This is a genomic window from Candidatus Alcyoniella australis (genome assembly GCA_030765605.1).
GTDB lineage: Bacteria > Lernaellota > Lernaellaia > JAVCCG01 > Alcyoniellaceae > Alcyoniella > Alcyoniella australis.
On sequence record JAVCCG010000021.1, the window covers coordinates 1 to 25,809 of the forward strand.

A 25,809-nucleotide genomic window follows, 5' to 3' on the forward strand; every position below is an offset into this window, starting at 1 on the left:
AACCCTTTATCAGACATCACCTTGGTAATCGCACTGGTCAACGTCGTCTTGCCGTGATCGATGTGACCAATCGTACCAACATTGAGATGTGGCTTATTACGATTGTATTTTTCCTTGGCCATCCTCTTAGCCCCCCGTCATGGTCGATAAATGACTTGCGGCGCTAGCGCCCCTGTTTATAATCCGCTGTTTGGAGCGGGAAACGGGATTCGAACCCGCGACCCACAGCTTGGAAGGCTGTTGCTCTAGCCAACTGAGCTACTCCCGCCCGGTGTAACGTCCCCGTATTCAGGTGGTGGAGGGAGGAGGATTTGAACCTCCGTAGGCATCCGCCGGCAGATTTACAGTCTGCTCCCTTTGGCCACTCGGGCATCCCTCCACAATATTCTATTTTTGACCGCAGCGACCAAACACCCTGTCCGCGCGGCCTCGAATGACATTAGTCACCCTCTTGGAGCTGGTGATGGGACTCGAACCCGCAACCTGCGCATTACAAGTGCGCTGCTCTACCAGTTGAGCTACACCAGCCCGCCAGAGTCTGCTCCGACCCTGAAGGCGAGGAATTATAGTGGGTAAGGCCGTTATGTCAAGGGCCCGGCCCGATTATTCCGACTTTTTCACCAACTGCTTTAACATTATATAGGCATCGCGTCCCGGCCCGTAATAATTGCGCTCGGTATGTGAAATCGTAAAACCGTTCTTTAAATAAAAGTTATACGCTGCCGTATTGGCCGTGTTGACCTCGAGCTCGATGCGCTCGATCTCAAGCCCCACAAAATGTTCGACGATCATCGCCAGCAATTGCTGGGCCAGCCCCTGGCGGCGAAATTCGTCGTCGATGTCGATAGTGACCAGGTGGCCGGTCGACTTGGAACGGAGCGCAATGGCGAACGCGATCAGCCGATTGTCGCGCAGCAGCAGCGGCGCGTAGGCTTTGCTGTCGACCAGCAGTCCGAAGAACGTAGCGTGGTCGTAGGCAATGCCCGGCTCGAAACAGCGCGCGTCGAGCTCGACCAGCGCGTCGAGATCGTTCAGCGCGGCCCCGCGCACTTCCAGCGTCATCTTCCCCGGCGTTCCGGGAGCAACCGCCCCGGCGTGTTTGACTTCACCGGCCATCATATTCTCTTGGTTATTTGTTCTCGGGATCGAGTATCTGATCGAGCCCCTGGTTGAAATCCTGGCGCTCTTCATCGGTGACCTCGGTCGGGGTCGGCTCGGCCGTCTGCGTCTGCGTGGTCTGGGAATCGACGATCTGGTGCAGGCTGCGGCTGAGCCCGCTGCCGGCGAACCAGTCGAGCTTGAGCACGCCGAAGGTGAGCACCACGGCCGCAATCACGACCGCCACGATCAAGCGCAACGTCCACTTCACCGTAGAACTCCTATTGGCGGGACTTGCCCGCGAAGAACGAGAGCTGGGGCGAGGGCTCGTCGCGGTCGTCCTGAGACACAAGTTCCTTCTCGCGCTTGGCGTTGTCCAGGCTCTCGAGCACCAGCGGGCTGTTGCGCATTCGACGCAGGTCGGTCAACCACTCCAATGGATTGCCCGCCAAATCGCGTCGCAGCCGCGGCAACATCTCGGCGATCAGGTCGGCCAGATAGATCGGTTTGATCTGCATCTGCTCGAGCATCTGTTCGGCCTGCTCGGCCTTTTGCGGGCTGCGCTGGGGGAAGAACAACATCTGTTCGAACTCGATCTCGTCGCCGAGGTTGAACAGCTTTCGCAGGAACTCGAACTTGATCTCGGAAAAGGCCGTGGACAAAATCCCCGACTGCTCGCCGAGCTGAAAGGTGATTACGCTCGGCGTGAGATAACGCTTGCCCTGCCACCAGCCCTTGACGCAGCCCACGACTCCGTGGACCGCCTTGCCGTTCTCGAGCTTGAGCCCGAACAGATCGATCACGTCGTCGAACTTCACCGGGCTCGATCCCGGCGCAGGGATCGACAGAGCCACAAGGTAACCCTGCTGCTCAAGGTGGGCCTTTGCCAGATGCAGGTCGAAATCGGACATAATTATCTCCGGGGCAAAGATACTTGTCCTGTTGATCCCGCGTCAAGCACCGGCGCGAGAGGGCGGCTTTGAGCCGCACCAATACTCGCGATCGGACAATGCACGTTGTTAAACGATACTCGCCGCGACGCGGGGCTGGGCGTTGTTAAAACCAATCGCAGTGCGCGTGTTTTGCCCCCGGCTCAAAGCCGGGCGCGGTGCGGGTCGTGGGATTACTACCAGCGTGATACGCGAGTTTTGTGGCGGCTCTAAGCCGAATTTAAAGCTGCACTTAGACCCCGATGTGCCGGGCGATGACGATCCGCTGCACTTCGGAGGTCCCCTCGCCGATCTCGAGCAGCTTCTGGTCGCGGTAGAAACGCTCCACCGGATACTCCTTCATCAGTCCGTATCCGCCGTGAAGCTGCACCGCCTGGTTGACCACGCGCCCCATCACCTCGGAGCAGTAGAGCTTGGCCATTGCCGCCACCTTGCCGAACGGCTTGCCCTCGTCGCGCAGCCAACACGCCTTGTACAGCAGTCCGCGCGCAGCCTCGATCTCGGTGGCCATGTCCGCGAGCTTGAACGCGTTGACCTGAAACTTGCACAGCGGCTTGCCGAACTGCACGCGCTCCTGGGAGTAACGCAACGCCGCCTCGTACGCACCCTGGGCGCCGCCCAGGCCCATGGCCGCGATCGACAGCCGTCCGCCGTCGAGGGTCGCCAGCATTTGACGGAAACCCTCGCCGCGCTTGCCAAGAATGTCGGCCTCGGGCACGCGGCAGTCGTCGAAGTACAGCTCGCCGGTATCCGAGGCGCGCCACATCATCTTGTCGTGCATGGGCACGGCCTTGAACCCCTCGGTTCCGCTGGGCACCAAAATGCAGCTGATCTCGTTGCGTCCATCCTCACGCTTGCCGGTAATCGCCTGCACAGTGCAGATCCCGGCCATTGGACCGGCGCTGTTGGTGATAAAAATCTTGGAGCCGTTGATTACCCATTCGCCGTTATCGAGCTTGGCGTTGGTTTTCGAAGCCCCGGCGTCCGACCCGGCGTTGGGCTCGGTCAGGCCGAACGAGGCCAGGCACTGGCCCGCACAGAGCTTGGGCAGCCATTCGGATTTCTGCTGCTGGTTGCCAAAATAGTTAATCGGGCCGATGCCCAACGAGTTGCCCGCGGCCACGGTCGCCGCCTGGGAGCCGTCCACGCGCGCGATCTCCTCCACCGCGATGATGTAGCTTAAGTACCCCATCTCCGTGCCGCCGAACTCCTCGGGGACGAATATCCCGAACAGGCCCAGATCGGCCATGCCGCGCGTCAGCTCAACCGAGAACCCCTGCTCCTCATCCAGTTTCTGGGCAACCGGAGCGATCTCTTTCTCCGCAAAATCGCGCACTGTTTTACGCAGGATGTTCTGCTCGTTGGTAAGCTCGAAGCTCAGCATGCTCTCCCCCTCGGCAATAAGGATTATCGTTGATTTGGTATGCGTGTTTTTCCGCTAAAACCGGCGGACGAACACTAGCAACGGCACGCTAAGCTGTCAATCGGCGGCAGCTTTGAGCTGCACCAAAACTCGCGCACAGCGATGGTCGTTATGCAACGACCCACCCCGCGCACAGGCCGGGCAGCTTTGAGCTGCACCAAAGCTCGCGTACAGCGATGGTCGTTATGCTACGACCCACCCCGCGAAGAGGCTTGTGCGACAAAACCTCGATTCTGAAGATCAACAGCGTATTGAGAGTCTGCGCTTATTCCTCTAGCTCGTACTCCCAGTCCATGCGGTCGGGATAGAGGTTCTTGGTCAGCAGGTCGGCTGCCTGCAGATCGTCGCGCAGGTTGAAGCTGAAAAAGGCCACGGTGTAGGCGTTGATCGCCTCGAACGCGACGTCGTGGTCGATGAATTCGAACGGCTCCCCGCTCTCGAGGCGCTGGCCCATGCCGCAGCCGTCCTCGTCCCCGAGGATCGAGGGGAGCAGGATGCACGAGTCGGAGAAGGTGTAGTGCCCCGCGTCGCGCAGCTCGAGCTTGAACTTGGGCGGCGGCACCAGTATGTAGTCCCAGCGCATCAGGAAGATCACGTCGCCCATGGTGCCGTCCTCCAGGGCGATCATGAACATCATCGACTTATCGTAGCTCGGATCGATCCAGGGGAACATGAAAGAGGCCATGTCGATCCCCGCGGTCAGCCGCGGATCGTCCTTGGTGGTCTCGGCGATCGACGTGCCGCCGAAGGAATGCCCCATGCCGCCGAAGTGTTCGGTCTGAATCGCGCCGCTAAAGCGGCCGTCGGGATCGTCGGCCGAGAGCTCGGTGAACGCGTCCATCAGGAAACTGAAATCATTTTTACGCTGCCAGAAGCTTACCGGCACCAGATCCTCGCGGAACTCGATCACGCCCTCGGGCAGCGTGGTGACCATCGCGTTGCCCGTGTGGTCCGGCGCGACCACGATGAAGCCGTGGCTCGCCAGATATTCACACTGGGTGTAGTTCTGAAACCGGATTCCGCCGAACCCGTGGGAGAAGAGCACCATCGGGTACGGCGCGTCGCCGGACTCGAGTTGGGCGTCGCGCACCGCGCCGGTCTCGTTGTCAAAGTTCTCCAGCTCCTCGGGCGTGGCCCCCTCCTCTGCGAAAAGTTGCAGCACGTACTCGTCCCAATCGCCGAGGAACCCGCGCACCGTGTCGCGCGGCAGGTTCGCCGTCTCGTCGGTGGCCGGATACCAAACCTCCACCAGCAGCGTGCGCTCGCTGTCGGTGGCCGGGTCCCAGCGCTCCTCGTCAATCAGCACCAGCGTGGTGACGCCCACCTGGTACGGCCCAAGCTCACGCGGATCATAGTACGGCTCCTCTTCGTCGTCGTCCGAGTCGTCGTCATCGTCCGAGTCGTCGTCATCGTCCGCGTCCGCGTCGTCGTCCGCCGCGTCGTCGTCGTCATCGTCGGCTGCGTTGTCGCAGGCCGAGACGATCAGCGCCGCAAAAAGCAGCAGGGTCAGCAGCGCGGCCAGGGTGCGCCAGGTTTGCATCAACGTCACCTCACAATTTATGACGCGCGTATTGTTTCAAACCCGTGGGTTATTGCAAAGGGGAATCAATCGCCCGCCAACTAGGCCGGGCGTTGCAGCGCCGCGCATTCGGTCTTAAGCCCTGCGCCTCAATATGCCCGTGGGGCTATTTCTGTAGCTGGTACTCCCAGTCCAGGCGATCGGGAAAGAGGTTCTCGGTCAGCAGGTCGGCCGCCTGTTGGTCGTCGCGCAGGTTGAAGCTAAAGAACGCCACGGTGTAGGCGTTGATCGCCGCGAACGCCGCGTCGTGGTCGATGAACTCGAACGGCTCGCCGCCCTCGAGGCGTTCGCCTGTGCCGCAGCCGTTGTGGTTGCCGATAATCGAGGGCAGCAGGATGCAGGAATCGGAGAAGGTGTAGTGCCCCGCGTCGTGCAGCTCGAGCTTGAACTTGGGCGGCGGCACCAGGGTGTAGTCCCAGCGCATCAGGAAAATCACGTCGGCCATGGTGACGTCCTCCAGGGCAATCATGAACATCATCGACGTGTCGTAGGTCGGCTCGATCCGGGGGAGCATGTACGAGGCCATGTTGATCGCCGCGGCCAGGCGCTGGTCGTCCTTGGTGGTCTCGGCGATCGACCTGCCGCCGAAGGAATGCCCCATGCCGCCGAAGCGCTCGGTCTGGATCGCGCCGGTCAAGCGGCCATCGGGGTCTAACGCCGAGAGCCCGGTGAACGCGTCGAGCAGAAAGCTGAAGTCGGCCTTGCGCTGCAAGAGGCTGATCGACTCCAGATCCTCACGGAACTCGATCACCTCGTCGGGCAGCGTGGTGACCAGCGCGTTGCCCGTATGGTCCGGCGCGGCCACGATGAACCCGTGGCTCGCCAGGTACTCGCACTGGGTGTAGTTCTGAAACCGAATTCCGCCGAACCCGTGGGAGAACAGCACCATCGGGTACGGCGCGTCGCCGGACTCGAGCTGGGCGTCGCGCACCGCTCCGGTCTCGTTGTCAAAGTTGGCTAGATCCTCGGGCGTGGCCCCCATCTGCGCAAAAAGTTGGAGCACGTACTCGTCCCAATCGCCGAGAAATCCGCGCACCGTGTCGCGCGGCAGGTCGGCCGTCTGGTCCGTGGCCGGATACCAGACCTCCACCGGCAGCGTGCGCGCGCTTTGTGTGGCCGGGTCCCAGCGCCCCTGGTCGATCAGCACCAGCGTGGTGACGCCCACCTGGTACGGCCCAAGCTCACGCGGATCATAGTACGGCTCCTCTTCATCGTCGTCCGAGTCGTCGTCATCGTCCGCGTCGTCGTCCGCCGCGTCGTCGTCATCATCGTCGGCTGCGTTGTCGCAGGCCGAGACGATCAGCGTGGCCGCGAGCAGTAAGATAAACAGTACGACCGGAGTGCGCCAAGTCTCCATCAACGTCACCTGCAATTTGTAGGTAGGTTTATTGTTTCAAACTCGGCGCTTATTGAACAGTTAATTACCGATCAGCTCGACCAGGCGCTGTAAAACGACCTCGGGCTCGATGCGCTCCATGCACAGCGGATAGCCTTGCGGGCAGTCGGCGCGGCCCTGCAGCGAGTGGCACGGCGCGCATTCCAGATCGCTGACCACGCTTGCGGCGCGCTCGCTCCACGGCGCGGCGCGCGTTGATTGCGACGGCCCGAACAGCGCCAGACACGGTGCGCCCACGGCGCAGGCCAGGTGCATGATTCCCGAGTCGTTGCTGACCACGGCCCTACAGCGCGCGATCAGCGCGGCAGTGTCCAGTACGTCCAGAGCGCCATCCAGGGACTGCATTGGAACCTGCGCCAAGTCGCGGATCTGCGCCTCGATGACGGTCTCGTCGGGACCGTCGAGCACGATCGTGTTCCAGCCGAGGTGCTCGTGGATCAGCTCGGCCAGGCGCGCGAAATGTCGGGCAGGCCAACGCTTGTCGGCAAATCCCGGATCGCTCCCCGGATGGATCCCCACCAGGCCCGCGCTTTGAAGGCCGCTTTCACGGATAAAATCATCGGCGCGTTCCAATGCCGAGTCCGGCAGCTTGATCGCCGGGCCGGGCAAACGCCGAGGCGTTGCTCCGAGCAACGCCTCGGCGAGCTGCATGTTGCGCTCCACGTCGTGGGCCAGCGGATCGTGCGCAATGCGCACGGTGAGCAGCCGGGCCAGGCTTCCCATGCCGCCGGGCAGCTCGTGGCCGATGCGCACGGTCGCGCCGCTGAGCCGGGCCAACAGTTGCGCCGCCCTGCCGCCGGGAAAGCAGACCAACGCGGCACGGTAGCGCCCTGCCCTGCATTGCGCGGCGAGCCGCGGCAGGCCCGCGCGTCCGGGAGGCAGCAGCAGCGTGTTGGCGGCCAGGCCGGTCTGGCGCACAAAGCGCACGGCCGTTGGCGTGCGCAACGCCAGATCGAGCGGACCGCCCAGGGCGTGCGCCACGGCATTAATCGCCGGTGCTGCGAGCAACAGATTGCCCAGCCCCTGCAGGCTGATCGCCAGCACCTGCGATGCGCGTAGTTGGCCAATGTTATTCATCGCAACCGATAAGCTTCCGCTCCCTTGCACAATGATTTAAACTTTACTTTACCTTAAACGCCGAGCGGAGGCACCGTGGATCCCAAGTCGCTGGCCTATGTGGCCTGGGCCGTTAAGCAGTTCGAGATCAGTGAGCCGGTGCTCGAGATCGGCGCCGGATGGAAGCCCGACTACTATCGCCGCCTGTTCGGCTCGCGCGCCTACATCACCCAGGACATCCGCTCCTACCAGGAGCGCGGGGTCAAGCTCGACATCATCTGCGACGCGGCGGACATGCGCGGCGTGGTCGACGATTGCTCGATCGGCACCCTGCTGTGCCTGAACACCCTCGAACACGTGGCCGTGCCGCAGACGATCATCGACGAGGCGCAGCGCGTGCTGGTCCCAGGCGGACGGCTGATCGTCACCGTGCCCACGCGCTGTCCGATCCACCGCGCGCCCAAGGACTACTGGCGGATCATGCCCGACGGCATGGCCTGGCTGCTGCGCGAATTTCAGCTCGAGGACATGATGCTCGGCCGATCAAGAACCTACCCCTCGGTGGTCAACACTGTCAGCCGCAAACTTCCACAGGGCGAACAACCGCAAGAGTTCGACCTGGGCCGCGCACGGATGGTGCGCGAGAACTCGGCCGCGGTAAATACGGTCGACGCGCTGCTGGAAAAGTTCAACCTGCAATTGATCAAACTGCGCTGATTCGGGGCCTACCTTTTAACTAGAAAGTAGATTCGCTTGGCCAGCTTCATCAGCCGCGGCCGGGCCGAGACCCACTTCATCAGCTCCAGCCGCGATTTGTCCCAGCGCTCGGCGTAGAACGCCAGCAGTAAAAACGCGAGGCGCTTGTCGCGGTTGCGAATTAAAAGCTCGGCCAGCCAGGGGCTGATCCGCGGCACCACCTGAATCAGCAGGTTGAAAAAATCGCGTCGCGGCTTGCCGTAGAAATAGCTGTACCCGTCCGAGTCGCCCACGTCGATCCCGTCGCGTTGCGCCATGGCCGCGATCTGCGTGCCCGGGAAGTACGCCAGGGGAAAGATGTTGAGCCAATAGGGCCGCGGGGTTTTAAGCAGCGTGCGCACCAGTTGCAGCCGGTCGCGGTCGGTCTCCCAGGGGTTGTCGACAATCACGTCGTAGCGCCCGGCGATCCCCAGCTTGCGGATCAGTTGCGTGGCGCGCAGAAAATCCTCATGGCTCACCGCGCGGCGGTAGATCTCGCGGTTGGCGCGCTGCGACCCCTGCAGGCCGATCTGGATGTGCTCCAACCCCGCGTCGCGCAACAGCCGCAGCTTGCGTTCGCTGATGTAGGTCGGCAGGGCCTTGCAGATTAGCGTCAGCCCGCGCTGCTTAAACTTGGCGGCGAACTCCTCGATCACCTGCTCGTCCGCCGAGAGGAAGCTGTCGTCCTGCATGTTGATCAACCGCACAAAGGGGAAGGTGCGCGTTGCCCAGTCGATCTCGTGCATCACGTGATCCACCGAGCGCGAGCGCAGCAGCGGGCCCTTGCCCTGATAGAGCTTGCGGAAGGTCCAGTTGCAGCAATAGGTGCAGTTAAAGGGGCAGCCGCGGGTCATCATCACGTCGTAGATCACGCCGGCGCGCACCACGTTCTTGCGGTATAGCTCGAGGTTCAGCGGCTTGAGCAGCCCCTGGTCGCGCACGTACGCCGCGTCGAACTCAAATCGCGGAAATGGGAAGCGGTCCAATTGCTGTTCAGGCGCTCGCAGGTCGCTGCGCAACAGCTCGCCGTTGCGCCTGAGAGCCACGTTGGGGATGCCGGCCAAATCCGCGCCGCGCTCCAACGCCGCGACAACGTCGAGCAGCGCGCCCTCGCCCTCGCCTTGCACCACCGCGTCCGCGTGCTCCAGGCACTGCTCCGGAGCGATGGTCGGATGCACTCCGCCCCAGACGATCGGCAGATCCGCGAAGCGCTCGTGCAGTTGCCGGGTGAGCCAGGCGGCGCGCTCGAAGTTGAGGGTCATCAGCGAGAGGCCGACCAGCCGGATTTGCTCGCGCTCAATCAGCGCGGCGAGCTGCTCGACGTCGTTTTGATCCTCTTGCTTGCCGCAGGTGAGAAAGACGTCGATCGCGCGGTGCCCGCGCTCGCGCAACAGCGTGCTGAGGTTGAGCGAGCCCAGGTTGCAGATCTCCCACATCAGCGAGACCAGCAGCGTGTTCATCGTCTCACCCTTCGACGTCTGGGGGGGTCGCGTTTTCGTCGGGCAGCTCGTCGGGCGCGGCCTCGGGCTCGCCGCTGGAGATCTCGGTCAGCAGTGCCAGCGCGGCCTCGGTCTCCTCGTCGCTGACGATCTGCTCGAGCTGTTGCAGCTTGGCGAGGAATTCGTCGCCCACGCGCGTCTCGCCGGTGACGACCATGATCTTGCGGTTCCAAGTCGGCTTGACCCGCTCCTCGTCGGTGAACAGCTCCTCGTGCAGCTTCTCGCCGCGACGCAATCCGGTGATCTTGATCTCGATGTCCTGGTCCGGCTCGTAGCCGCTGAGGCGGATCATGTTGCGCGCCAGGTCGATGATCCGCACCGGCTCGCCCATCTCGAGAATGTAGACCTCGCCGCCGCGGCCCATTGAGGCCGCCTCGAGCACCAGCGAGACCGACTCGGGGATGGTCATGAAGTAGCGCGTGGCCTGGGGATGGGTCACGGTCACCGGCCCGCCGACCTCGATCTGCCGCCGGAACAGCGGCACCACCGACCCGGCGCTGTCCAGCACGTTGCCGAAGCGCACCGCAAAAAACCTCGTGGACCGTCCGCCGTAGCCGAGCATCGTCAACTCGGCCACGCGCTTGGTCATGCCCATCACGTTGCGCGGCCGCACCGCTTTGTCGGTGCTGATCAGCACGCACTTCTCCACACCCGCGGCAATGCAGGCCTCGATCACGTTGCGCGTGCCCAGGACGTTGTTCTTGATCGCCTCGAGGGGGTGCAGCTCCATCATCGGCACGTGCTTGTAGGCCGCGGCGTGCAGCACCAGCTCGGGACGGTAGGATGCAAGGGTGCGCTCGAAGTGTCGGCGGTCGGTGATGTCGCCGATCATCGCCTTGATCGGGATGTTGGGCACGGCCGTGCGCAGCTCCATGTCGATGTAGAACAGGTCGTTCTCGCCGCGCTCGTAAAGCATGATCGACTGCGGCCCGTGGTTGGCAACCTGCCGCGCCAGCTCCGAGCCGATCGATCCGCCCGCGCCGGTGATCAGGATCCGCTTGCGGTAGAGGATCGAGCGCACGCGCTCCTCGTTCATCTCCACCCGCTCGCGGCCCAACAGGTCCTCGATGTCGACCTCGCGCAAATGCTTGACCCGCACGCGCTCCTGGATGATGTCGGTCAGCGCGGGCACGACCTTGATCCGCACCTGTACGCCCTTGAGTTTGGCCACCAGCTGGCTGAGCTCGCGTGGCCGGAAGTCGGCCTGGGCCACGATGATCTCGTCGATCAGCCGGCTGCCGATGATCTGCGGCAGTTCATCGCTCGAGCCCAGGATCGGCACGCCCATTATTTTGAATCCCTTTTTCGGGGCGTAGTCGTCGATGAATCCCACCGGATTCAACCGCAGCTCGGGGCGGCTGCGCATCTCGCGCAACAGTCCCACGGCGATCTCCTGCGCGCCGTAGATCAGCACGTTGCGCGCAGCGCCCTGGCTCGCCGGTTCCCGACGCTGCTCGCGCATCGCACGCAGTCCGAAGCGTGCGCCGCCGATGAACGCCAGCGAGACGAACCAGTCGACGATCAGCACCGAGCGCGCACCCAGCGGAAGCTGGTAGAAAAACGCCATACCCAGGGCAATTAAGAAACTCGAGACGGTCAGCGCCTTGACGATGTCGATCAGGTCGGCCATGCCCACGTAGCGCCACCAGCCGCGGTACAGGTCGTAGTAGTAGAAGACCAACAGCTTGACCGCCACGACCAGCAGCAGCCCCTGGGAGAACATGCGCCGCTGGGACTGCGGCACGTGGAAATCGTTGCACAGCAGGGTCGCCAGCACGTAGGCCGCGCCGACCAGCGCAATCTGCGAGATCACGATCAAGGCGCGCCGGTAGCGGATCACCATCCGCCCGGCCGCGCTTTTAAAAAATCCGTCTATCATTTCTTCAGCCTGGATTCTCCATGAATCCGCATCTGCGGCTCATCACCAATTTTGCGATTATACACCAGCGATCTCAGGAATCACGTCCGCGCGCCTCAGTCGCCCAGCAGGCGATAGAGCGTCTCTATCACCCGATCCTGCGCCGAGAGCGGCATGTCCGACCACAGCGGCAGGGCCAGGCTGCGACGCGAAACCTCTTGGGTCACCGGCAGCGCGCCGCGGGCGTAGCTCTTCGTGGCCGTCTGCTGATGGACCGGCGGCCAGAAGTACGGTTTGGTCTGAATCGAATGCTCCGCCATTTGCCGCGCCAGCTCGTCGCGTTGCAATCGACACTCGGGTCCGATCTGAATTACGAAGTAGGTGTTGGCGCTGGTCGTGGATTCGGGCGTGGTCTGAAATCCGACTCCGGTCAGCCCCGAGAGCTGCGAGCGGTAGCGATCGGTCAACGCGGCGCGCGCCCGCGACAGCCGTCCGAGCAGCCCGAGCTGGGCGATGCCCACCGCGGCCTGCACCTCGCTGATCCGCGCCGAGAGCCCCAGCCGCACGATGTCCGGCCCGTCGGGGCCCAAACCTTTGCCGTAGTCGCGCATCGAGCGCACGCGCGCGTCGAGCTGCTCATCGTCCGTGGTCACCAGTCCGCCCTCGAGGGCCGTGACGACCTTGGTCGGCGAGAGCGAGAAGACCTCCGCGCGGCCGAACGAGCCCTGAGGGCGTCCGCCGCGTCTGGCGCCGATCCCCTGGGCCGCGTCGAAGATCAGCGCCAGCCCGTGCTTGTCGCACAGCCGTTCCAGGCGCTGGATATCCGGCGGCATACCGAAGACGTTGGTGGCGAGCAGGGCCTTGGTGCGCGGCGTGATGCGCTGCTCCGCGTCGTCCGGATCGATGGTCAGCTCGCCGGGCAGCACGTCGCAGAACACCGGATCCAGCCGGTTCCACAGCGCGGCGTGGGCCGTGCTGGCCCAGGTGAACGAGGGCATCAGCACCTCGCCGGAAAGCTCCAGCGCGGCCAGGGTCAGGATCAGCCCCGAGGTGCAGGAGTTGAGCGCCACGCAGTAACCCGTACCGGCCAGGGCTGCGGCCGCCTGCTCCAGCCGCACGGTGTACGGCCCCTGGGTGACGATCCCGCTGTGCCAGATCTTTTCCAGGTCGGGCAAAAGCTGTTCCAGGGGAACCAAGGTCGGCCGTGTAATTGGTATCAGTTCCATGGCAAGCATTGTCCGCCCAGCGCGGCTCGAGTCAAGTCCCTCTTTTGGCCACGTAGAAGATCTCGCTGCAACCCGTGCCGCGTTCCGCGTGCTGTGATTGGTCGCAAGGCAGAAGTTCGAGCTGCTCGAACCCGGCCTGGGCCAGGTCGCGGACGAACAGGGCGGGACGGTACCAGTGGTGCAGCGGACGCTCGGAGCGCGGACGCAGCAGCGCCCAGCGGCCGTCAACGTGGAACACGTGGGCATCGTCGGGCTCGAGTCCGCGCGGGTTATAGACCCGGCGCAGCAGATTGATGATCCCGAAGAACGCACGAAAGCGCAGGCGCGACTCGATGTTGTTGGTCGAGGCCAGCAGCAGGCCGCCGGGTCGCAGCAGCCGCGCCAGCCCGCGCAGGCAGTCCAGGCGTTGCTCGCGTCGGTTGATCTGGTCGATCAGCTGGCCGACCATCACCACGTAATCGAACGAGCAATCGGCAAACGGGATGCTCAGCGCGTCGGCCTGGATCAGCGACAGCCCGCCGCACGCCTCGCGCGTTGCGTCGCGCGCCATGCACAGGAACTGCGGCATCAGGTCCAGCGCCACGACCTCGTGTCCCATCTGCGCCAGGGGCAGTGCCTCGCGTCCGCCGCCGCAGCCCACGTTGAGCACGCGGCCGGGCCGCGCCATGTGGCGTTGCAACAGCTCGGCCTCGGCCCCGCAGATCCCGCCCTCGACCGTTCCCCAGCGTTGCAGCTCGTGTCCGGTGGAGTACCAATCGCGCACCTGATTGCGATGCTGCTGATGGTCGGCCGCCATCTCATCTCCCCCGGTACGGCGGGAAATAGCCGGTATCAGCGCCCCCCGACCCGCACAACAGGTCAAAGGAGCGCTCGTCCCAGACGCGCTCTCCGCCGTAGAAACCCAACGTCGCGCCGCCGAATCCGGCCTTAAAGCGGTCCAGCCCGTCGCCTTCGTCCACCGGATCCGATAGCTTGCGACCGCCCATTCCGCCGCCCAGGTGCAGCCAGCACAACCCGGCTCGCCGGGCGTGAAGCATGGCGTGGAAGAACAACAGATTGTTCGGCCGCAACCCCAGCAGCTCCGCGTGAGAGGCCCCGAGGTGGTAATGCACGGCCCGCGGTCCGACCAGGAACAGGGCCAGGGCCGCGCACTGGTCGCGTTGCCCGACCTCGAGCAGCAACAGCCGCTGGTCCAGATCGAGCAGCCCGCGAAAATACTCGTCCGGGAACAAATAGCTTTGGGCCGCGCCCAGCCGTTCCATGGTTTGGCGATACAGCGCGCCGAAGCGTTCGACGTTCTCGCGCGGATCAATGCTGCGCGCCCACAGCCCGGCGGACTCGGCGCGGCGGATCGCCCGGCGGCAGGCCGCAGAACAGCGCGCCAGCAGCTCGTCCGGCGAACGCTGCAAATCCACCAGCCATACCCGGCCCCGCGGCTGCACCCGGTATAGTCCGCAGTCGTCCGGCTCGTACAGCGGGTTGAAGCGCACGAACTCCGAGACCACGCCGTGCTCTTGGCAAAACCGCGCGAGCAGCGCGGCGAAATGCTCGCGCAACGCGTCGCCCTGCCCTTTTACGGGTTGCAAGCGCGGCCCGCCGTAGCCGTAGGGCGTGACCGCATCGTGCAGCCGCGAGCGCACGTCCTGGTCAAGGGCTGCGGCACAGGGCAGCGATTCAACGGGCCGCAGGCACAGCACACTCAACGCCCGGCCCTCGGACCCCTCGTAGCTCACCAGGTGGGCCGTGCCGCCCTCGATCTGCTGGGCCGTAACGCGGGCGTAGGCCGGATCGTCGTACACGTCGGCCCGTTCAAAGCCTGTCAAAACCGCGCGCCAGGCTTTGTCGTCGCGCCCCGCGGCCAACAGCAGCTCAGTCATCGCGCCCCTCGAAGCGGTTGAACGGATCGTCGGCCCCGGCCTGCGCCTCGTACAGCCCCTCGCCGGCCAAGGCCACGCGCACGGTGCGCAATAAAATTCGCAAGTCCATCAGCAACGAGAAGCGTTCCACGTACTCCAGGTCGCGTTCGATGCGCTGGGTCCAGCTCAGCGCGTTGCGGCCGTTGACCTGGGCCCAGCCGCTGATTCCCGGACGCAGCTCCAGCCGCCGCTGCTGTCGCTGGTCGAGGCTCGCCGCCTGCTCGATGAGCATCGGCCGCGGGCCGACCAGGCTCATTGATCCGCACAGCACGTCGATAAGCTGCGGCAGCTCGTCCAGGCTCAGCCGCCGCAGCACGCGCCCCACGCGCGTGATCCGCTGATCGTCGTGCTCCACGTTGAGTCCCGCTCCCATGGCCGCTGCGCCGCTGATCATCGTGCGAAACTTCAGCGGCCGAAACGCGAATCCGTAACGTCCCGCGCGCTGGAGCCGAAACAGTGCGGGACCCGGGCTCTCGATGCGGATCGCCAGGGCAATGGCCAGCAGCAGCGGCCAGAGCACGGCCAGACCCGCTGCCGCGAGCAGCCGATCGAGTACGCCTTTGATCACCAATTGAATACGGCGTTGCACGTTGCCCGCGATCGCCCGCTGCAACTGCGCCTCGAGCCTTTGTGCAGCGCGCTCCACGTTGAGCTCGCCCGCGGCAAGGTTTGCGGCGCTGCGGCCCATGCTCTCCAACCGCTGCTGATCATCGAGCAGCTTGACCAGCATCTGTGCGGCCAGCGGCGGATCCTCTGTGGGCAGACGGAACCCGGCCCCGGCCTCGTTCAGCAGTTGCTCGGTCCAACCCGGCCGATTGACCAGGCTCGGCCGTCCGGCTGCCAACGAGTCGAAAAGCTTGTTGGGGCTGTTGTCGTTCAACGCCGTGTTGTCGGCGAACAGGGTCAGCGTTACCGCACTTGCTGCGAACATTGCGGGCATGGCGCTGCGTGGTAGTGGGCCGACAAAGCGCACGTTGCCAAGCTCCAGAGCACGGGCGCGATTCTCGAGTCGTTGCCGTTGCGGCCCGTCGCCCGCCAATACGAACAGCGCATTGTCGTTGCCCTGGTCTTTGAATTGCAGTGCCAGATCGAGCAGCGCGTCCAGGCCGTTGGCCGCGCCCATTGCCCCGGCGTAGAGCACAACTTGCTTGCTTTGAAGGTCCGGTCCAGTAAAAGCCTCGTTAGGCTCTGCATTGGCGAACAACTCCGTGTTGCAGGTATTGGGGATCTGCTCGATGCGCCGCGGATCGACTCCGCAACGCTGTATGCCCTGGGCCATGCCCGGCGAGAGCGCCACCAGCCGCGCGGAGTTGGCGTAGATCCAACGTTCCAATTTTTTGGCCGCCCCAAGCACGATCCCGGGCCCCAGCGCACCCAATGCCGCGGGCACCGCGGGCCACAGATCGCGCACCTCGAACACGTGCGGAACCCCGAGCAGCCGCGCGCCGAGCACTCCGGGCAATCCTACGCTCAGCGGCGTGCTCGATGAGAACACCGCGTCGAAGCGCCCCAACAGCGGCGCGATCAGCGAGCCCGCGACGCTGAACAGCCCGAAGGCCCAGGCGCGGCGTAGCGCTCCCATCTGCGGCGCGTAGTCCACGCCCAGAACCACGACGTCGATCCCCGCGATCCGCTGCCGCCTAATCAGCCCGCGTCCGCCGCCGGGCATCCAGTAGCGACTGGCGCTGGTGAGCAACGTCACCTCGTGGCCCTGGGCCACCATACGCGATGCCAGATCGAAGCTGCGCGTACCCGAGACCCCGTCGTGGGTCGAGAAATACTGGTCGATGTAGAGCAGCCTCATCGCGTCTTTGCCTTGGATTGCAGCAGCTCGCGGTAAAGCTCGATCATCTGCGCGGCCGCACGCTCCCAGCGGAACTCCCGACCGCGCCGCAACGCCAATTCGCTGAGCCGCGCCGCGCACTCCGGTCCGGTCAGCAGTTCCGTGAGCGCGTTGGACAGGCCCTGCACGTCGTCCGAATCGACGATCAGCCCGGCGTCCCCGGCCACCTCGGGCAGCGCCCCGCGGTTACCCACGATCACCGGGGTGCCCGCTGCCAGTGCCTCGGCCACGGGCAGGCCGAACCCCTCGTTGGTGCTGATCAACACCAGCACGCCCGCTCCGGCGATCAGCGAGGGCAGATCCTCGTCAGCGACCCGGCCGAGAATCTCCGTGTCGAGCCGCGCCGCACGCAAACCGAAGCCGGGCAGCGCGTTGGACGAGTCCCCGGCAAACACCAGCTTGGTATCGGGGAACCGCGAACTGGTCCGCTCCCAGGCTTCGAGCAGTACGGACTCGTTCTTTTGCCGCCCCAGCTGCCCCACGAACAGCACGTATCCCGCACTGAGTCCGTAACGCCGCAGCACCAGGGCCTGGCGCTTGCGCGGGATCTCGAAGAAGCGCTCCTCGACCCCGGGATGGATCACCCTGATCCGCGTTGGATCGATCTGCAGCCGCCTCGCGATGTCGTCGCGACTGGCCTGGCTGATGGTGACGATCAGGTCGCTACGCTCGGCCAACCCGTAGCGCAGCCGTGTTCGGATCCGCGCGCGCAACGAGCGATTGCTGTGCCGCACCTGGGGGTCGAGCCGCGCCAAATCGTATAAGTGATAGACCACCGGGATCCCGTGGCCGGGCAGGGTCAGCTCGAGGTTGGCGTGATAGAGATCGATCCGATCGCGCGCGCCAAAGCGTCGCACTCCGCGCCAACGCCCGACCTCTTCCGCCGCCGGGCCGAGTAACTGCTCGCGCTTGAGCAGCCGACGCTCCACGCGCTGCGGCGGCAGATCGTCGAGCCCGACGAAGTTCTCCTTAAAGCCGATCAGCACCAGTTCCGGCCCGTCCGGCACACGAGATAAAGCCCGCGCGTATCCGGCCACAACGCGGCCCGCGCCGGTCATGCGGTTGGCGTAGTGCGGCGTGATGTCGAATCCGACCTTCATCGCAAAGTCCCGCGATCATGCCCGAGCAGCGCCAACGCGCGCTCGATAACCTGCTGCACGCTGATCCGCGTCATGCACTCGTTCTGAGGCCTCGTGCACCGACCGGCGCAGGGCGCGCAGTCGATCGGCGTTTCCACGACTTCGACCTTTTGCCCCAGCGGCCGCCAGCGTTGGCTGAGGTTGGTGCCGCTGAACAGCGCCAAACACGGTGCGCCAAGCAAGCCCGCCAAATGCGCCGGTCCCGAATCCGGCCCCACGAACAGCGCCGCGCCCGCCAGCAGCTCGATCAGCTCGAGCAATCCCGGTCCGCCGGATAGATCGAGCGAGCCCTGAACCTGCGCTGCCAATTCGGCCACGCGCTGATGTTGCAAATCGTCGCCGATCCAGACCACGCGCAGGCCGCGCTCACAAAGCGCGCGTGCGAGCTCGACGAACCTATCGGCCGGCCAGTTTTTGGCCGCCAGCGGCGCAAAGGGCTGAAGCACCACGTAGCCATCGGACACATTCGTAGCGCCTAGCAAATCCGCGACCAATGCGGCAGCCTGCTCGTCTCGGGGCAAACGCGGTAGCGCTCCAGCGCAGTCCAACCCCGCCTGTTCAAGTAAGTACAACAGCCGTTGCGACTCGTGCAGTTGTGTATCGGGCTCGATCACCGCATCGGTCAGCAGCATCCCCAGACCGTGGTAACCAAACGACAGCCTGCGTCGCGCCCCGCTCAAACCGCAAAGCAGCGCGTCGCGCATATCCGGCCGCAGATTGACCAGCAGATCGTAGCGCTGCCTGCGCAACGCGGCTGATTCGCGTACCGCCGCAGCAAGGTCGCGCAACGCGCCGATGCGTCCGCCAAGACGTTCGCCATGCAACCAGGGGGCGTCGAACGCAACCGCGCTGTCCGCGTCAGGCAGCGCCCGGGCCAGCTCGAGCAACCGCGAATCCACCAGCAGCTCGATCTTCGATTCGGGGAACGCGCGACGCAAACAGTTGATCGCGGGCAAAGCTAGTATCAAGTCGCCCAGGCCGTCGGCCTTGAGCACGCCGATGCGCTTAAACCGGCCCGCCGCAAGATCCATCAGGCCCTGGCCTCGGCATAGACTTGCGCCATCGATTGCGCCACTGCCTGCGGCGAGTAGCGCTGGGCCAGCCGCTCGCGCCACGCTGCGCCGCACATCCCGGCCAGGCGCTCAAGTTCGGGCAACGCCTTGGCAATGGTCGCGGCCAGCGCGTCCGGATCGCTACCACGTGCAACCAGCGTTGGGTCGAACCCGCCGAGCAGCTCGGGGATCGCGCCCACGTCGGAACCAACCACGGGCGTGCCGCAGGCGATGGACTCGAGGATCACCAGGCCGAAGTGTTCGTGGGCAATCGAGGGCAGCACGAACAGATCCGCGGCGCTCAGCGCCAGGGGCAGCTGCGTCTGGCTAAGCATCCCGGCGAACCGCACACGGTCGGCAACGCCGCTGTCCGTGGCCCGGCGCTCGAGCTCGTGGCGCAATTCGCCCTGCCCGGCGATCACCAGGTCTAGATCGTGGCCACCGCGCGCCAGATGAGCCACGGCGTCGATCAAGCGCTCGAGCCCCATGCGCCGTGCAAGACGTCGCACGCTGAGCAATGTCGTGCGCTGCGCGGGCCAGCCCAGACGCTTGCGCGCCTCGAGTCGCGGCGTAAAGCGCTCGAGGTCCACACTGCCGGGCACGATAGTGCAACCCACGTCGCACAGTTCGCGCAACGCCGTTGCCGAGAACTCGGAGAGCGCCACGCGTTGGTTCGCCGATCGCATCAGCTTGGCCTGCATCCGGCGTTGGGAGGCCGCCAACAGATCGAGGTACGCGGCGTAGACCCTGCCCCGCTCGCGCAACGGCCCGCACTCGGCAAGGAACTCCGCGTGCCACGGCCCGTAAAACGTGGCAACCAGCGGTACGCCGATTGCCCGCGCAGCGCGCGCAGCGCCCAGTCCGCTGAGGGTCAGGTGCGTGTGAATCAAGTCCGGCGCTCCGTGCTCGCGCGCCAGCTCGCGCAGGGTGCGCTCGAACCCACGGATCGTCGAGGCGTAGGCCAGCGGCGTGGGACGTGCGGTGAACGGCACGCGTACAACGTCGATCCCGTTGCATTGCTCGCGCGCCGGGCTGCCCTGCTCGGCCCGCGTTGCGACCAGCACCTCGAAGCCCAAATCGCGCTGGGATTGTGTCAAATCCTGGACCACGCGCTCGACCCCGCCGATGCGCGGATAAAACGCGTCCGTGGCGTGCCAGACCTTCACAGATACCACTCGTTGCACCCGTCGCAGGGCGTAAGCTCGTCCCAGCGCCCCTGCTCGTGCAGCTCTCGGATGCGCTGCCAACCCGCGCAGCGCCAGAGCTGCTCAAGGGTCGAGTCGCGCACGTTGCCGACCTCAAGCCGGTAGAGCACGTCCTTGCAGCAGACGGTCACGCGGCCGTCCCACGAGATCGACATGTCCTTATAGAGTTGTCGGCAGGCGAAGCGTTTGGCCGGAGTGCGGTCGACCACCCGCCGATCCTCGACCTGGCCGCCGAAGGTATCGACCTCCTTGACCAGGATGTCGTCCGTGGGACCCAGCAGCGGCACCCATTGCTCCAAAAACGGTTCGAGCTCGTCGCTGGTGCTGTCCATCACCAAAATCTGCAACGTGGTGCGCGGCAGGCTCGCGCCGCACGCGGCCTTGGCCGCAAGAAAACCGCGAATGTTGGAGGTCACCGCCGCGAAGTCGCCGTGGCGGCGGATCGCCTCGTAGGTCTCGGGTTTGGTGCCGTCCAGCGAAAAAATGATCCGCTCCAGCGCCTGGGACTCGAGCAGCCGCCTTGCCATTGCTTGGTCGAGCAGCGCCGCGTTGGTGCTGGTGTAGAGATGCGGCGCGCCCGCGTCAGCCGCGAGTTTGGTCAGCTCGACGAACTGCGGATGAAGCAGCGGCTCGCCCAGGCCCATCAGCGCCACGCCCTCGATCAAGTTCGCGTGCTGCGCCGCCTGATCCACGATGCGGCGAAACAGACCTTGATCGATCAGGCCCGTGGGCCGATCCATCTGCTCGCGAGGGCACATCACGCAGCGCATGTTGCAGCGGTTGGTGATCTCGACGTGCAGATAGCGCGGGAACGGCAACAGCCTTGGCGCGACCCTGGCGGCCAGCCGGGCCGCGGCCTTGATCGCCAGCTCGCTTGTGGGAACGCAGCGCAGCAGCTCGACGTAGCGCCCCAGCCGGGCCGCCGCGCCGGGTGATCGGCCGGGAAAGAAGATTACCTTGCCGCCCCAACGTTCGCTCACGGAAAATCCTTGAGCACCTCGAGATCGAGCTCAATGTCGCGCGCGCGGAAGATCCCGCTTAAGTAGAACTCGTAGAACGACAGCCAGCGGTTGGCCAGCCAGGCCACGCCGCAAAACCGCCAGATGCGCGGGAAGGTCAGGTGTCTGCGCAGCACGCGAAAGCGCACGGACCCGGGAAGCTGCGGCAGGTCGAACTCGCTTTCGAACGCCAGATGCGCCGCGGCGCGCGCCGCGTTGCGAAACGCGCTATGGGCCTGCGGATCAACGTAGAACTCGATGAAGCGCGCGGAGAGCGCGCGGCGGTGGGTCGGATCGCAAAACGCCATCGGGTTGGAGAAGTGCGGGGTGACGATTTCGATTTGCGCGTCGGGACGCGACACGCGCCAGACCTCGGATAGAAACCCGGCCGCGTTGCGCACGTGCTCGATCACGTGCCGGGCGCGCACTTGCGTAAAGCTCGAGTCGGCCAGCGGCCAGGGCTGTTGATCCAGGTCGAGCACCAAGTCCGGTTCACAGGTCGGATCGAGGTCCACGCCCAGCGCGCCGGGCAGCTTATTGCGTCCGCATCCCAAATCGAGCGACTCAAACATCTTCAACCTCGGCGGGCCTCCCCTGGAGCAACCGAACCACGTCGCGTAAATCGCGTCGCAGGCGTTGCCCCTCGATCAGCGCGATCAGCAGCAGAAACAAAATCGCGAAACAGCAAAGCTTGCACAGCCCCGCGGCCCACTGCCCCGGGTCGCCCAGTTGCGAAACAACGGCGAAGCTCAATCCCAGGGCGATCAGCGAGGCTGCCAGCGGTCCGGTGAACAACTCCCGATATCTTACATCAACCGCCTGCCGAAGTATGACGTAGGCCGCGACAACTCCGCCGAGCATCACAACGCCCACGGCCAGCGCCGCGCCGATCGCCTGGCCGAAATACGTGGCCGGCCACAGCAACAGCGCCAGGCTCAGGGCCTGGCCGACCTGAATCCGGCTACTGGTCTGCGGTCGACCCACTGCGGAAAACAGATCGCCGGTGTTGTCGAACAGCGGACGGCAGGCCGAAAATAAAATCAGCGCGCGCAGCATCGGCACCATCGGCATCCAGGTTTGGCCGAACAAGATCGAGACCAGTTCCGGCGCAACCAGGAACAGCAGCGCGCTGAAAGGCAGGGTCAACAGGGCCACGCCGCGGGTGGTCGCGCCGAACACCGCGCTGAGCGCCGCGCGGTCGTTTTGCAGCCGGGCGTAAACCGGGAACGCGACCTTGGCCACGACCTGCGAGACCATGCTCGTGGGCAGCAGGCTGGTGTTGTACGAGCGGCTGTAAAATCCCAGTGCGACCGCGCCGACCAGCGTGCCCACGAACCAGTCGTCGAGCTGGTAGATCGTGAAGCTCGCCAGTCCGCCGAACCACAGCTGCGCACCGAAACGCAGAAACCAGCGCACCAGCTTGCGATCAAAACACAGCCGCGGCCTGATCGGTGCCAGAATCCAGACCAGCACCAAGTCGTAGAGCACGCCGAGCACGTAGCGCAGGATCAGCGCTTCCAGGCCGTATCCGGCGATGGCGACGACGATCGCCACGGCGTTGACCAGTAGCGTATTGCTCACCCGCGCGGCCATCAGCCGTTTGAACTCGAGGCGCTTTTCCAATGCCAGACGCGGGGTGTGGGTCGCGGCCTCGGCCAGCCCGGCCAGGGCAAAGGCCCACAGCGCGACGATCACCCCGTGGTCGTAACGCGCGGCCACCAGGGGCGAGGCCAGCGCGACCACGCCCAGGGTCAGCACGCCGATCAGCAGGTTGAGCCCCAGGTGTACGCCGTAGGCGCGATCCAGATCGTCCTGGCGATGGATCAGCGCCGCGTTGATCCCCAGGCCGAAAGCGCGGCGGCAGAGGCTGAGGAAGAACAGGCCCAGGGCCATCTGCCCGAAGTACTCGGGCACGATCAGCCGCATCAGCGCCACGTTGGCCGCGAAGTTTAAAAGCTGATTGAGGTACGTGCCGCCGGCCACCAACGCGGTGGAGCGTACAAAGCGTCTGGAAAGTCCCTCGTTGTTCATCTAGCGCCCTGATCCCCGGTGATAGCGCACGAAGTAGCGCAGCCGCCCCAACGCCTCGCACATCCGCGCGCAGCAGCCGGCCCACGGCGCGAGCAGCGCCGAGCCAAACGGCGCGTCGGGCAACAGCCCTCGCAGCCTGGGCAGCGCGGCATAGCCGCGCACCAAGAAACTCAGCGGCTGGACGAATCCGCGCAGCACGTCGGTCCAGCCGAACTCCGCCGATTTCAGGTGCACGGCCACGGTCGACCCGCGGCGATAGGAGGTGCGGCACAGGCCGGACAGGCCGTCGCGTTTTAAATGCCTCACCCGCGGCTGGAGCACGCGCATCAGCCGCGAGCCCGCGGCCAGCATGCGCCTTGTCAGATCGGCGTCCGCGCCGTGAAGCAGCCCGGCGTCGAACCCGCCCACGTTGCGTAGCGCCGATGCGCGCAGTGCCATGTTGTTGGCGTTGAGCGCCGTACGCCGCTCGGCCGGGTCGAGCTCTTGCTCACTTGCGAACTCGTCGAGATAGGGCAGCAGCTTGCTAAGCTCGGATGGGTTGCGCGCCGAGGGCCAGAGGTTGCCGCCCACGCCGTGCAGCTCGGGCCGTTGGTCGAGATGCTCGCATAGCTTCGCGGCCCAATCCGGCGGCACCTCGCAGTCGGCGTCGGTGAATAAGATCGGATCGCCCTTCGCGTGCTCGAGCCCCGCGTTGAGCGCGGCCGCGCGGCCCGCAGGCTCGATGCTGTGCACCTGGGCCCCCAGCTCGCGGGCGATGGCGGCCGAGCTATCGCGGCTGCCGTCGTCGACCACCAAAATTTGCAGATTGAATTGTGCGCGCTGCGCTGCCACCGAGCGCAGACAGCGCTCCAGGGCGCCCGCGCCGTCGCGGCACGGGATCAGCACGGTTACGGTTCGCTCAGAGTCCGATCTCGTCGGCAATCTCGCACATCGCCTCGAGGCTTAGCTCGATAAACTGGTCAAGGCTCAGGTCCAACTTCTCACACTCGATGATGATCTCACGGCTGGCCCCAGCGGCGAAGCGTTTATCCTTGAAACGTTTGCGCACGCTCTTGGGTTTGACCGAGGCCAGCTTGCGGTCGGGCATCACCAGCGCCGTGGCCACGATCAGGCCGGTGATCGTCTCGGCCGAAGCCAGGGCAAAGTCCAGCTGCTCGCTGCGCGCCAGGCCCAACGCCTCGGCGTTGTGGCGCTCGATGGCAGTGCAGGCCGCTGGCGCCAGCCCCTCCTCGCGCAGCATGGCGGCTGCGGTCAGTGCATGCCGCATCGGGTCCGCCGAAATCATCTCGAGGTCCAGATCGTGCAAAAGCCCGGTGATCCCCCACAGCTCGGGATCGCCATCCAGGCGCCGCGCCAGGGAGCGCATGATCGCCTCGGAGGCCAGACAGTGGTTGACCAAATTGCGGTTTTTCAGATGTTGACCGAGCAGCTCCCGCGCCCTTTCGCGGCTGATGCCCGCGCCTGATTCTGCGTCCATCCGCATCTCCCTTTGTAACGCCGACCCGTGTTAGAACGCTAACCGCATGCACCGCGGCGGTCAAGGACGCGCGAAGTTTGCAAACGGTCGATTGATTGGCCACAATTCATCTGATCCAGCCCGGATTATTCATGAGGGTTCGTCAACGAGACGCGCAAGGCGCCGCAAATACAAGGAAGCCGGGGCGATCATCCACAGGCGTACCCACTGCGGTACGTCGAGGACGGATCGGCGAAGATGACGCAGTAGTTGCGAGCGAATTGTGCGTCGCAGTAGAAGCCTCATGAATAGTCCGGGCTAGCCAAGCCCGATGATTATCACGAGGAAAACGCTACCGATGGCCGAAAAACAGATCACCAAGACCACCTATCTGGGACTTAGCGACGATCAGCGCGGCGAACCCTCGGGCCCGTTCGACCCGTTTCTGTTGGTGATCAACGGCGTGAACGCCGGAGCGCAGTTGCCGATTCCCAACGGCAGCAGCGTGATCGGCCGACTGGACGGCGACGCGCAGATCAGCCTGGACGACGACGCGGTTTCCCATCGCCATGCCCAGCTGGAGCGCGATGAAGATCGGGTCCAGGCCATTGATCTGGATTCGACCAACGGGCTGTTTATCAACGAGCAGCGCACGCAACAGGTCGAGCTGACCCGCGGCGACGTGCTGACCGTGGGGCGCACGTTGCTCAAGTTCGTCAACCGTCACAACCTCGAGGCCGAGGAGCTGATCTCGTTGCTGCGGCGGGCGACCACCGACGATTTCACCGGCATCTGCAATAAAAAGCACTTCATCGCTCGGCTGACCAGCGAGCTCTCGCGGGCCGGGCGCCACGAATTTCCGCTCAGCGTGGTGATGTTCGACGTGGATCACTTCAAGCGCTTTAACGACACCTACGGCCATTTGGCCGGGGACGCGGTGCTGGTCTCGCTGGCGCGCACGGTCTCGCAGGTGATGCGCCAACAGGATCTGCTGGCGCGCTTCGGCGGCGAGGAGTTCGTGGTCATGGCCCCGGAGATCGACTTGGAAGAGGCGCATCGGCTGGCTCAGCGCGTGCGCGCGGCGGTCGCCGGGCAGCCCGTGGAGTACGAGGGGCTACAGCTGGGCGTGCGCGTCAGCCTGGGCTGCTCCACCTACACACCCGATTCCGAGCCGCCCGTATCGGCCACGGAGCTGATCGGCCGTGCCGACAAGCGGATGTATCTGGCCAAGAGTTCGGGACGCGACACCGTGCGCTGAGGCGCGCCCGATCCCCTTTTTGTTTTCATCGATTTAATAGTCTGGATAACGGCGAATTATGCGATAATCGCCGATCATATCGGGGTATCGC

The 25,809-nt window shown here is 64.8% G+C and carries 24 protein-coding genes and 3 tRNA genes; 2 read left to right on the forward strand and 25 right to left on the reverse strand.

Translation table 11 applies throughout. The features are described from left to right. The 11 genes from P9M14_02685 to P9M14_02735 all read right to left on the reverse strand — a co-directional run. On the reverse strand, window positions 1-122 hold a 122-nt coding region (locus P9M14_02685; GenBank protein ID MDP8254634.1), incomplete at its 3' end, for a GTP-binding protein. 69 nt (window positions 123-191) lie between these two features. Further along, a tRNA-Gly gene (locus P9M14_02690) sits at window positions 192-268 on the reverse strand. 25 nt (window positions 269-293) lie between these two features. Continuing rightward, window positions 294-379: transfer RNA gene (locus tag P9M14_02695), tRNA-Tyr, on the reverse strand. Between the two features lie 73 nt (window positions 380-452). After that, window positions 453-528: transfer RNA gene (locus tag P9M14_02700), tRNA-Thr, on the reverse strand. A 75-nt stretch (window positions 529-603) separates the two neighbouring features. Continuing rightward, entirely contained in the window at window positions 604-1,116 is a 513-nt protein-coding gene (locus tag P9M14_02705; GenBank protein MDP8254635.1) for a GNAT family N-acetyltransferase, read from the reverse strand. 13 nt (window positions 1,117-1,129) lie between these two features. Next, a complete protein-coding gene (locus P9M14_02710; GenBank protein MDP8254636.1) occupies window positions 1,130-1,369 on the reverse strand; it encodes a hypothetical protein in 240 nt (79 codons plus the stop codon). Window positions 1,370-1,379: 10 nt separating this feature from the next. Continuing rightward, a complete protein-coding gene (locus P9M14_02715; protein ID MDP8254637.1) occupies window positions 1,380-2,009 on the reverse strand; it encodes a hypothetical protein in 630 nt (209 codons plus the stop codon). Between the two features lie 271 nt (window positions 2,010-2,280). Next, on the reverse strand, window positions 2,281-3,432 hold the full coding sequence (locus P9M14_02720; protein ID MDP8254638.1) for an acyl-CoA dehydrogenase family protein: 1,152 nt from the start codon (window positions 3,430-3,432) through the stop codon (window positions 2,281-2,283). Between the two features lie 304 nt (window positions 3,433-3,736). After that, window positions 3,737-5,011 carry a hypothetical protein gene (locus tag P9M14_02725; protein MDP8254639.1) on the reverse strand — a complete coding sequence of 425 codons (1,275 nt, stop codon included), beginning with the start codon at window positions 5,009-5,011 and terminating at the stop codon, window positions 3,737-3,739. A 145-nt stretch (window positions 5,012-5,156) separates the two neighbouring features. Next, window positions 5,157-6,407, reverse strand: coding sequence for a hypothetical protein (locus P9M14_02730; GenBank protein MDP8254640.1), 1,251 nt, complete (start codon window positions 6,405-6,407; stop codon window positions 5,157-5,159). A 60-nt stretch (window positions 6,408-6,467) separates the two neighbouring features. Beyond that, complete coding sequence (locus tag P9M14_02735; protein MDP8254641.1) at window positions 6,468-7,523, reverse strand: glycosyltransferase family 9 protein; 1,056 nt, start codon at window positions 7,521-7,523, stop codon at window positions 6,468-6,470. Window positions 7,524-7,598: 75 nt separating this feature from the next. Here P9M14_02735 and P9M14_02740 point away from each other — a divergent pair, with 75 nt between their 5' ends. Further along, the gene (locus tag P9M14_02740) at window positions 7,599-8,219 is read left to right on the forward strand and encodes a methyltransferase domain-containing protein (protein ID MDP8254642.1); all 621 of its coding nucleotides are present in this window, start codon (window positions 7,599-7,601) and stop codon (window positions 8,217-8,219) included. Window positions 8,220-8,227: 8 nt separating this feature from the next. Here the strand turns inward: P9M14_02740 and P9M14_02745 are convergent, their stop codons facing one another. The 14 genes from P9M14_02745 to P9M14_02810 all read right to left on the reverse strand — a co-directional run bounded on the left by P9M14_02745 (window position 8,228) and on the right by P9M14_02810 (window position 24,481). Continuing rightward, the gene (locus tag P9M14_02745) at window positions 8,228-9,697 is read right to left on the reverse strand and encodes a radical SAM protein (GenBank protein ID MDP8254643.1); all 1,470 of its coding nucleotides are present in this window, start codon (window positions 9,695-9,697) and stop codon (window positions 8,228-8,230) included. Between the two features lie 4 nt (window positions 9,698-9,701). Then, complete coding sequence (locus tag P9M14_02750) at window positions 9,702-11,615, reverse strand: nucleoside-diphosphate sugar epimerase/dehydratase (GenBank protein ID MDP8254644.1); 1,914 nt, start codon at window positions 11,613-11,615, stop codon at window positions 9,702-9,704. Window positions 11,616-11,710: 95 nt separating this feature from the next. Next, window positions 11,711-12,820, reverse strand: a complete 1,110-nt coding sequence (locus P9M14_02755) for a DegT/DnrJ/EryC1/StrS family aminotransferase (GenBank protein ID MDP8254645.1) — start codon at window positions 12,818-12,820, stop codon at window positions 11,711-11,713. Window positions 12,821-12,851: 31 nt separating this feature from the next. Next, window positions 12,852-13,616 carry a class I SAM-dependent methyltransferase gene (locus tag P9M14_02760; protein ID MDP8254646.1) on the reverse strand — a complete coding sequence of 255 codons (765 nt, stop codon included), beginning with the start codon at window positions 13,614-13,616 and terminating at the stop codon, window positions 12,852-12,854. A gap of 1 nt (window position 13,617) precedes the next feature. Beyond that, window positions 13,618-14,697 (reverse strand): peptidoglycan bridge formation glycyltransferase FemA/FemB family protein, encoded by a 1,080-nt coding sequence (locus tag P9M14_02765; GenBank protein ID MDP8254647.1) that lies wholly within the window; start codon window positions 14,695-14,697, stop codon window positions 13,618-13,620. Continuing rightward, a complete protein-coding gene (locus P9M14_02770) occupies window positions 14,690-16,540 on the reverse strand; it encodes a sugar transferase (GenBank protein MDP8254648.1) in 1,851 nt (616 codons plus the stop codon). Before P9M14_02770 ends, P9M14_02765 begins: the two co-directional genes overlap by 8 nt. Beyond that, a complete protein-coding gene (locus tag P9M14_02775) occupies window positions 16,537-17,679 on the reverse strand; it encodes a glycosyltransferase family 1 protein (protein ID MDP8254649.1) in 1,143 nt (380 codons plus the stop codon). Before P9M14_02775 ends, P9M14_02770 begins: the two co-directional genes overlap by 4 nt. Beyond that, on the reverse strand, window positions 17,676-18,749 hold the full coding sequence (locus P9M14_02780; GenBank protein MDP8254650.1) for a glycosyltransferase family 9 protein: 1,074 nt from the start codon (window positions 18,747-18,749) through the stop codon (window positions 17,676-17,678). The genes P9M14_02775 and P9M14_02780 overlap by 4 nt, the downstream gene beginning before the upstream one ends. Further along, window positions 18,749-19,945, reverse strand: coding sequence for a glycosyltransferase family 4 protein (locus P9M14_02785; GenBank protein MDP8254651.1), 1,197 nt, complete (start codon window positions 19,943-19,945; stop codon window positions 18,749-18,751). The genes P9M14_02780 and P9M14_02785 overlap by 1 nt, the downstream gene beginning before the upstream one ends. Next, on the reverse strand, window positions 19,933-20,955 hold the full coding sequence (locus tag P9M14_02790) for a radical SAM protein (protein ID MDP8254652.1): 1,023 nt from the start codon (window positions 20,953-20,955) through the stop codon (window positions 19,933-19,935). Before P9M14_02790 ends, P9M14_02785 begins: the two co-directional genes overlap by 13 nt. Next, on the reverse strand, window positions 20,952-21,545 hold the full coding sequence (locus P9M14_02795) for a methyltransferase domain-containing protein (GenBank protein ID MDP8254653.1): 594 nt from the start codon (window positions 21,543-21,545) through the stop codon (window positions 20,952-20,954). Before P9M14_02795 ends, P9M14_02790 begins: the two co-directional genes overlap by 4 nt. Further along, window positions 21,538-23,004: an oligosaccharide flippase family protein gene (locus P9M14_02800; GenBank protein MDP8254654.1), complete on the reverse strand. Its 1,467-nt coding sequence runs from the start codon at window positions 23,002-23,004 to the stop codon at window positions 21,538-21,540. Before P9M14_02800 ends, P9M14_02795 begins: the two co-directional genes overlap by 8 nt. Then, window positions 23,005-23,925: a glycosyltransferase family A protein gene (locus P9M14_02805; protein MDP8254655.1), complete on the reverse strand. Its 921-nt coding sequence runs from the start codon at window positions 23,923-23,925 to the stop codon at window positions 23,005-23,007. It abuts the gene before it with no gap. Then, window positions 23,903-24,481: an HDIG domain-containing protein gene (locus P9M14_02810; protein ID MDP8254656.1), complete on the reverse strand. Its 579-nt coding sequence runs from the start codon at window positions 24,479-24,481 to the stop codon at window positions 23,903-23,905. The genes P9M14_02805 and P9M14_02810 overlap by 23 nt, the downstream gene beginning before the upstream one ends. A 337-nt stretch (window positions 24,482-24,818) precedes the next feature. Between P9M14_02810 and P9M14_02815 the strand changes: the two genes are divergently transcribed. Further along, complete coding sequence (locus tag P9M14_02815; GenBank protein MDP8254657.1) at window positions 24,819-25,718, forward strand: GGDEF domain-containing protein; 900 nt, start codon at window positions 24,819-24,821, stop codon at window positions 25,716-25,718. The last annotated feature ends 91 nt before the right edge of the window (window positions 25,719-25,809 follow it).

Excerpts from the sequence above, each read along its gene's own strand:
- P9M14_02780 (MDP8254650.1), bottom strand. The coding sequence starts at position 18,749 with ATGGATCTTGCGGCGGGCCGGTTTAAGCGCATCGGCGTGCTCAAGGCC.
- P9M14_02775 (MDP8254649.1), bottom strand. The coding sequence starts at position 17,679 with ATGAAGGTCGGATTCGACATCACGCCGCACTACGCCAACCGCATGACC.
- P9M14_02720 (MDP8254638.1), bottom strand. The coding sequence starts at position 3,432 with ATGCTGAGCTTCGAGCTTACCAACGAGCAGAACATCCTGCGTAAAACA.
- P9M14_02810 (MDP8254656.1), bottom strand. The coding sequence starts at position 24,481 with ATGGACGCAGAATCAGGCGCGGGCATCAGCCGCGAAAGGGCGCGGGAG.
- P9M14_02715 (MDP8254637.1), bottom strand. The coding sequence starts at position 2,009 with ATGTCCGATTTCGACCTGCATCTGGCAAAGGCCCACCTTGAGCAGCAG.
- P9M14_02760 (MDP8254646.1), bottom strand. The coding sequence starts at position 13,616 with ATGGCGGCCGACCATCAGCAGCATCGCAATCAGGTGCGCGATTGGTAC.
- P9M14_02735 (MDP8254641.1), bottom strand. The coding sequence starts at position 7,523 with ATGAATAACATTGGCCAACTACGCGCATCGCAGGTGCTGGCGATCAGC.
- P9M14_02770 (MDP8254648.1), bottom strand. The coding sequence starts at position 16,540 with ATGAGGCTGCTCTACATCGACCAGTATTTCTCGACCCACGACGGGGTC.
- P9M14_02705 (MDP8254635.1), bottom strand. The coding sequence starts at position 1,116 with ATGGCCGGTGAAGTCAAACACGCCGGGGCGGTTGCTCCCGGAACGCCG.
- P9M14_02795 (MDP8254653.1), bottom strand. The coding sequence starts at position 21,545 with ATGTTTGAGTCGCTCGATTTGGGATGCGGACGCAATAAGCTGCCCGGC.
- P9M14_02725 (MDP8254639.1), bottom strand. The coding sequence starts at position 5,011 with ATGCAAACCTGGCGCACCCTGGCCGCGCTGCTGACCCTGCTGCTTTTT.
- P9M14_02750 (MDP8254644.1), bottom strand. The coding sequence starts at position 11,615 with ATGATAGACGGATTTTTTAAAAGCGCGGCCGGGCGGATGGTGATCCGC.
- P9M14_02815 (MDP8254657.1), top strand. The coding sequence starts at position 24,819 with ATGGCCGAAAAACAGATCACCAAGACCACCTATCTGGGACTTAGCGAC.
- P9M14_02730 (MDP8254640.1), bottom strand. The coding sequence starts at position 6,407 with ATGGAGACTTGGCGCACTCCGGTCGTACTGTTTATCTTACTGCTCGCG.
- P9M14_02765 (MDP8254647.1), bottom strand. The coding sequence starts at position 14,697 with ATGACTGAGCTGCTGTTGGCCGCGGGGCGCGACGACAAAGCCTGGCGC.
- P9M14_02800 (MDP8254654.1), bottom strand. The coding sequence starts at position 23,004 with ATGAACAACGAGGGACTTTCCAGACGCTTTGTACGCTCCACCGCGTTG.
- P9M14_02755 (MDP8254645.1), bottom strand. The coding sequence starts at position 12,820 with ATGGAACTGATACCAATTACACGGCCGACCTTGGTTCCCCTGGAACAG.
- P9M14_02745 (MDP8254643.1), bottom strand. The coding sequence starts at position 9,697 with ATGAACACGCTGCTGGTCTCGCTGATGTGGGAGATCTGCAACCTGGGC.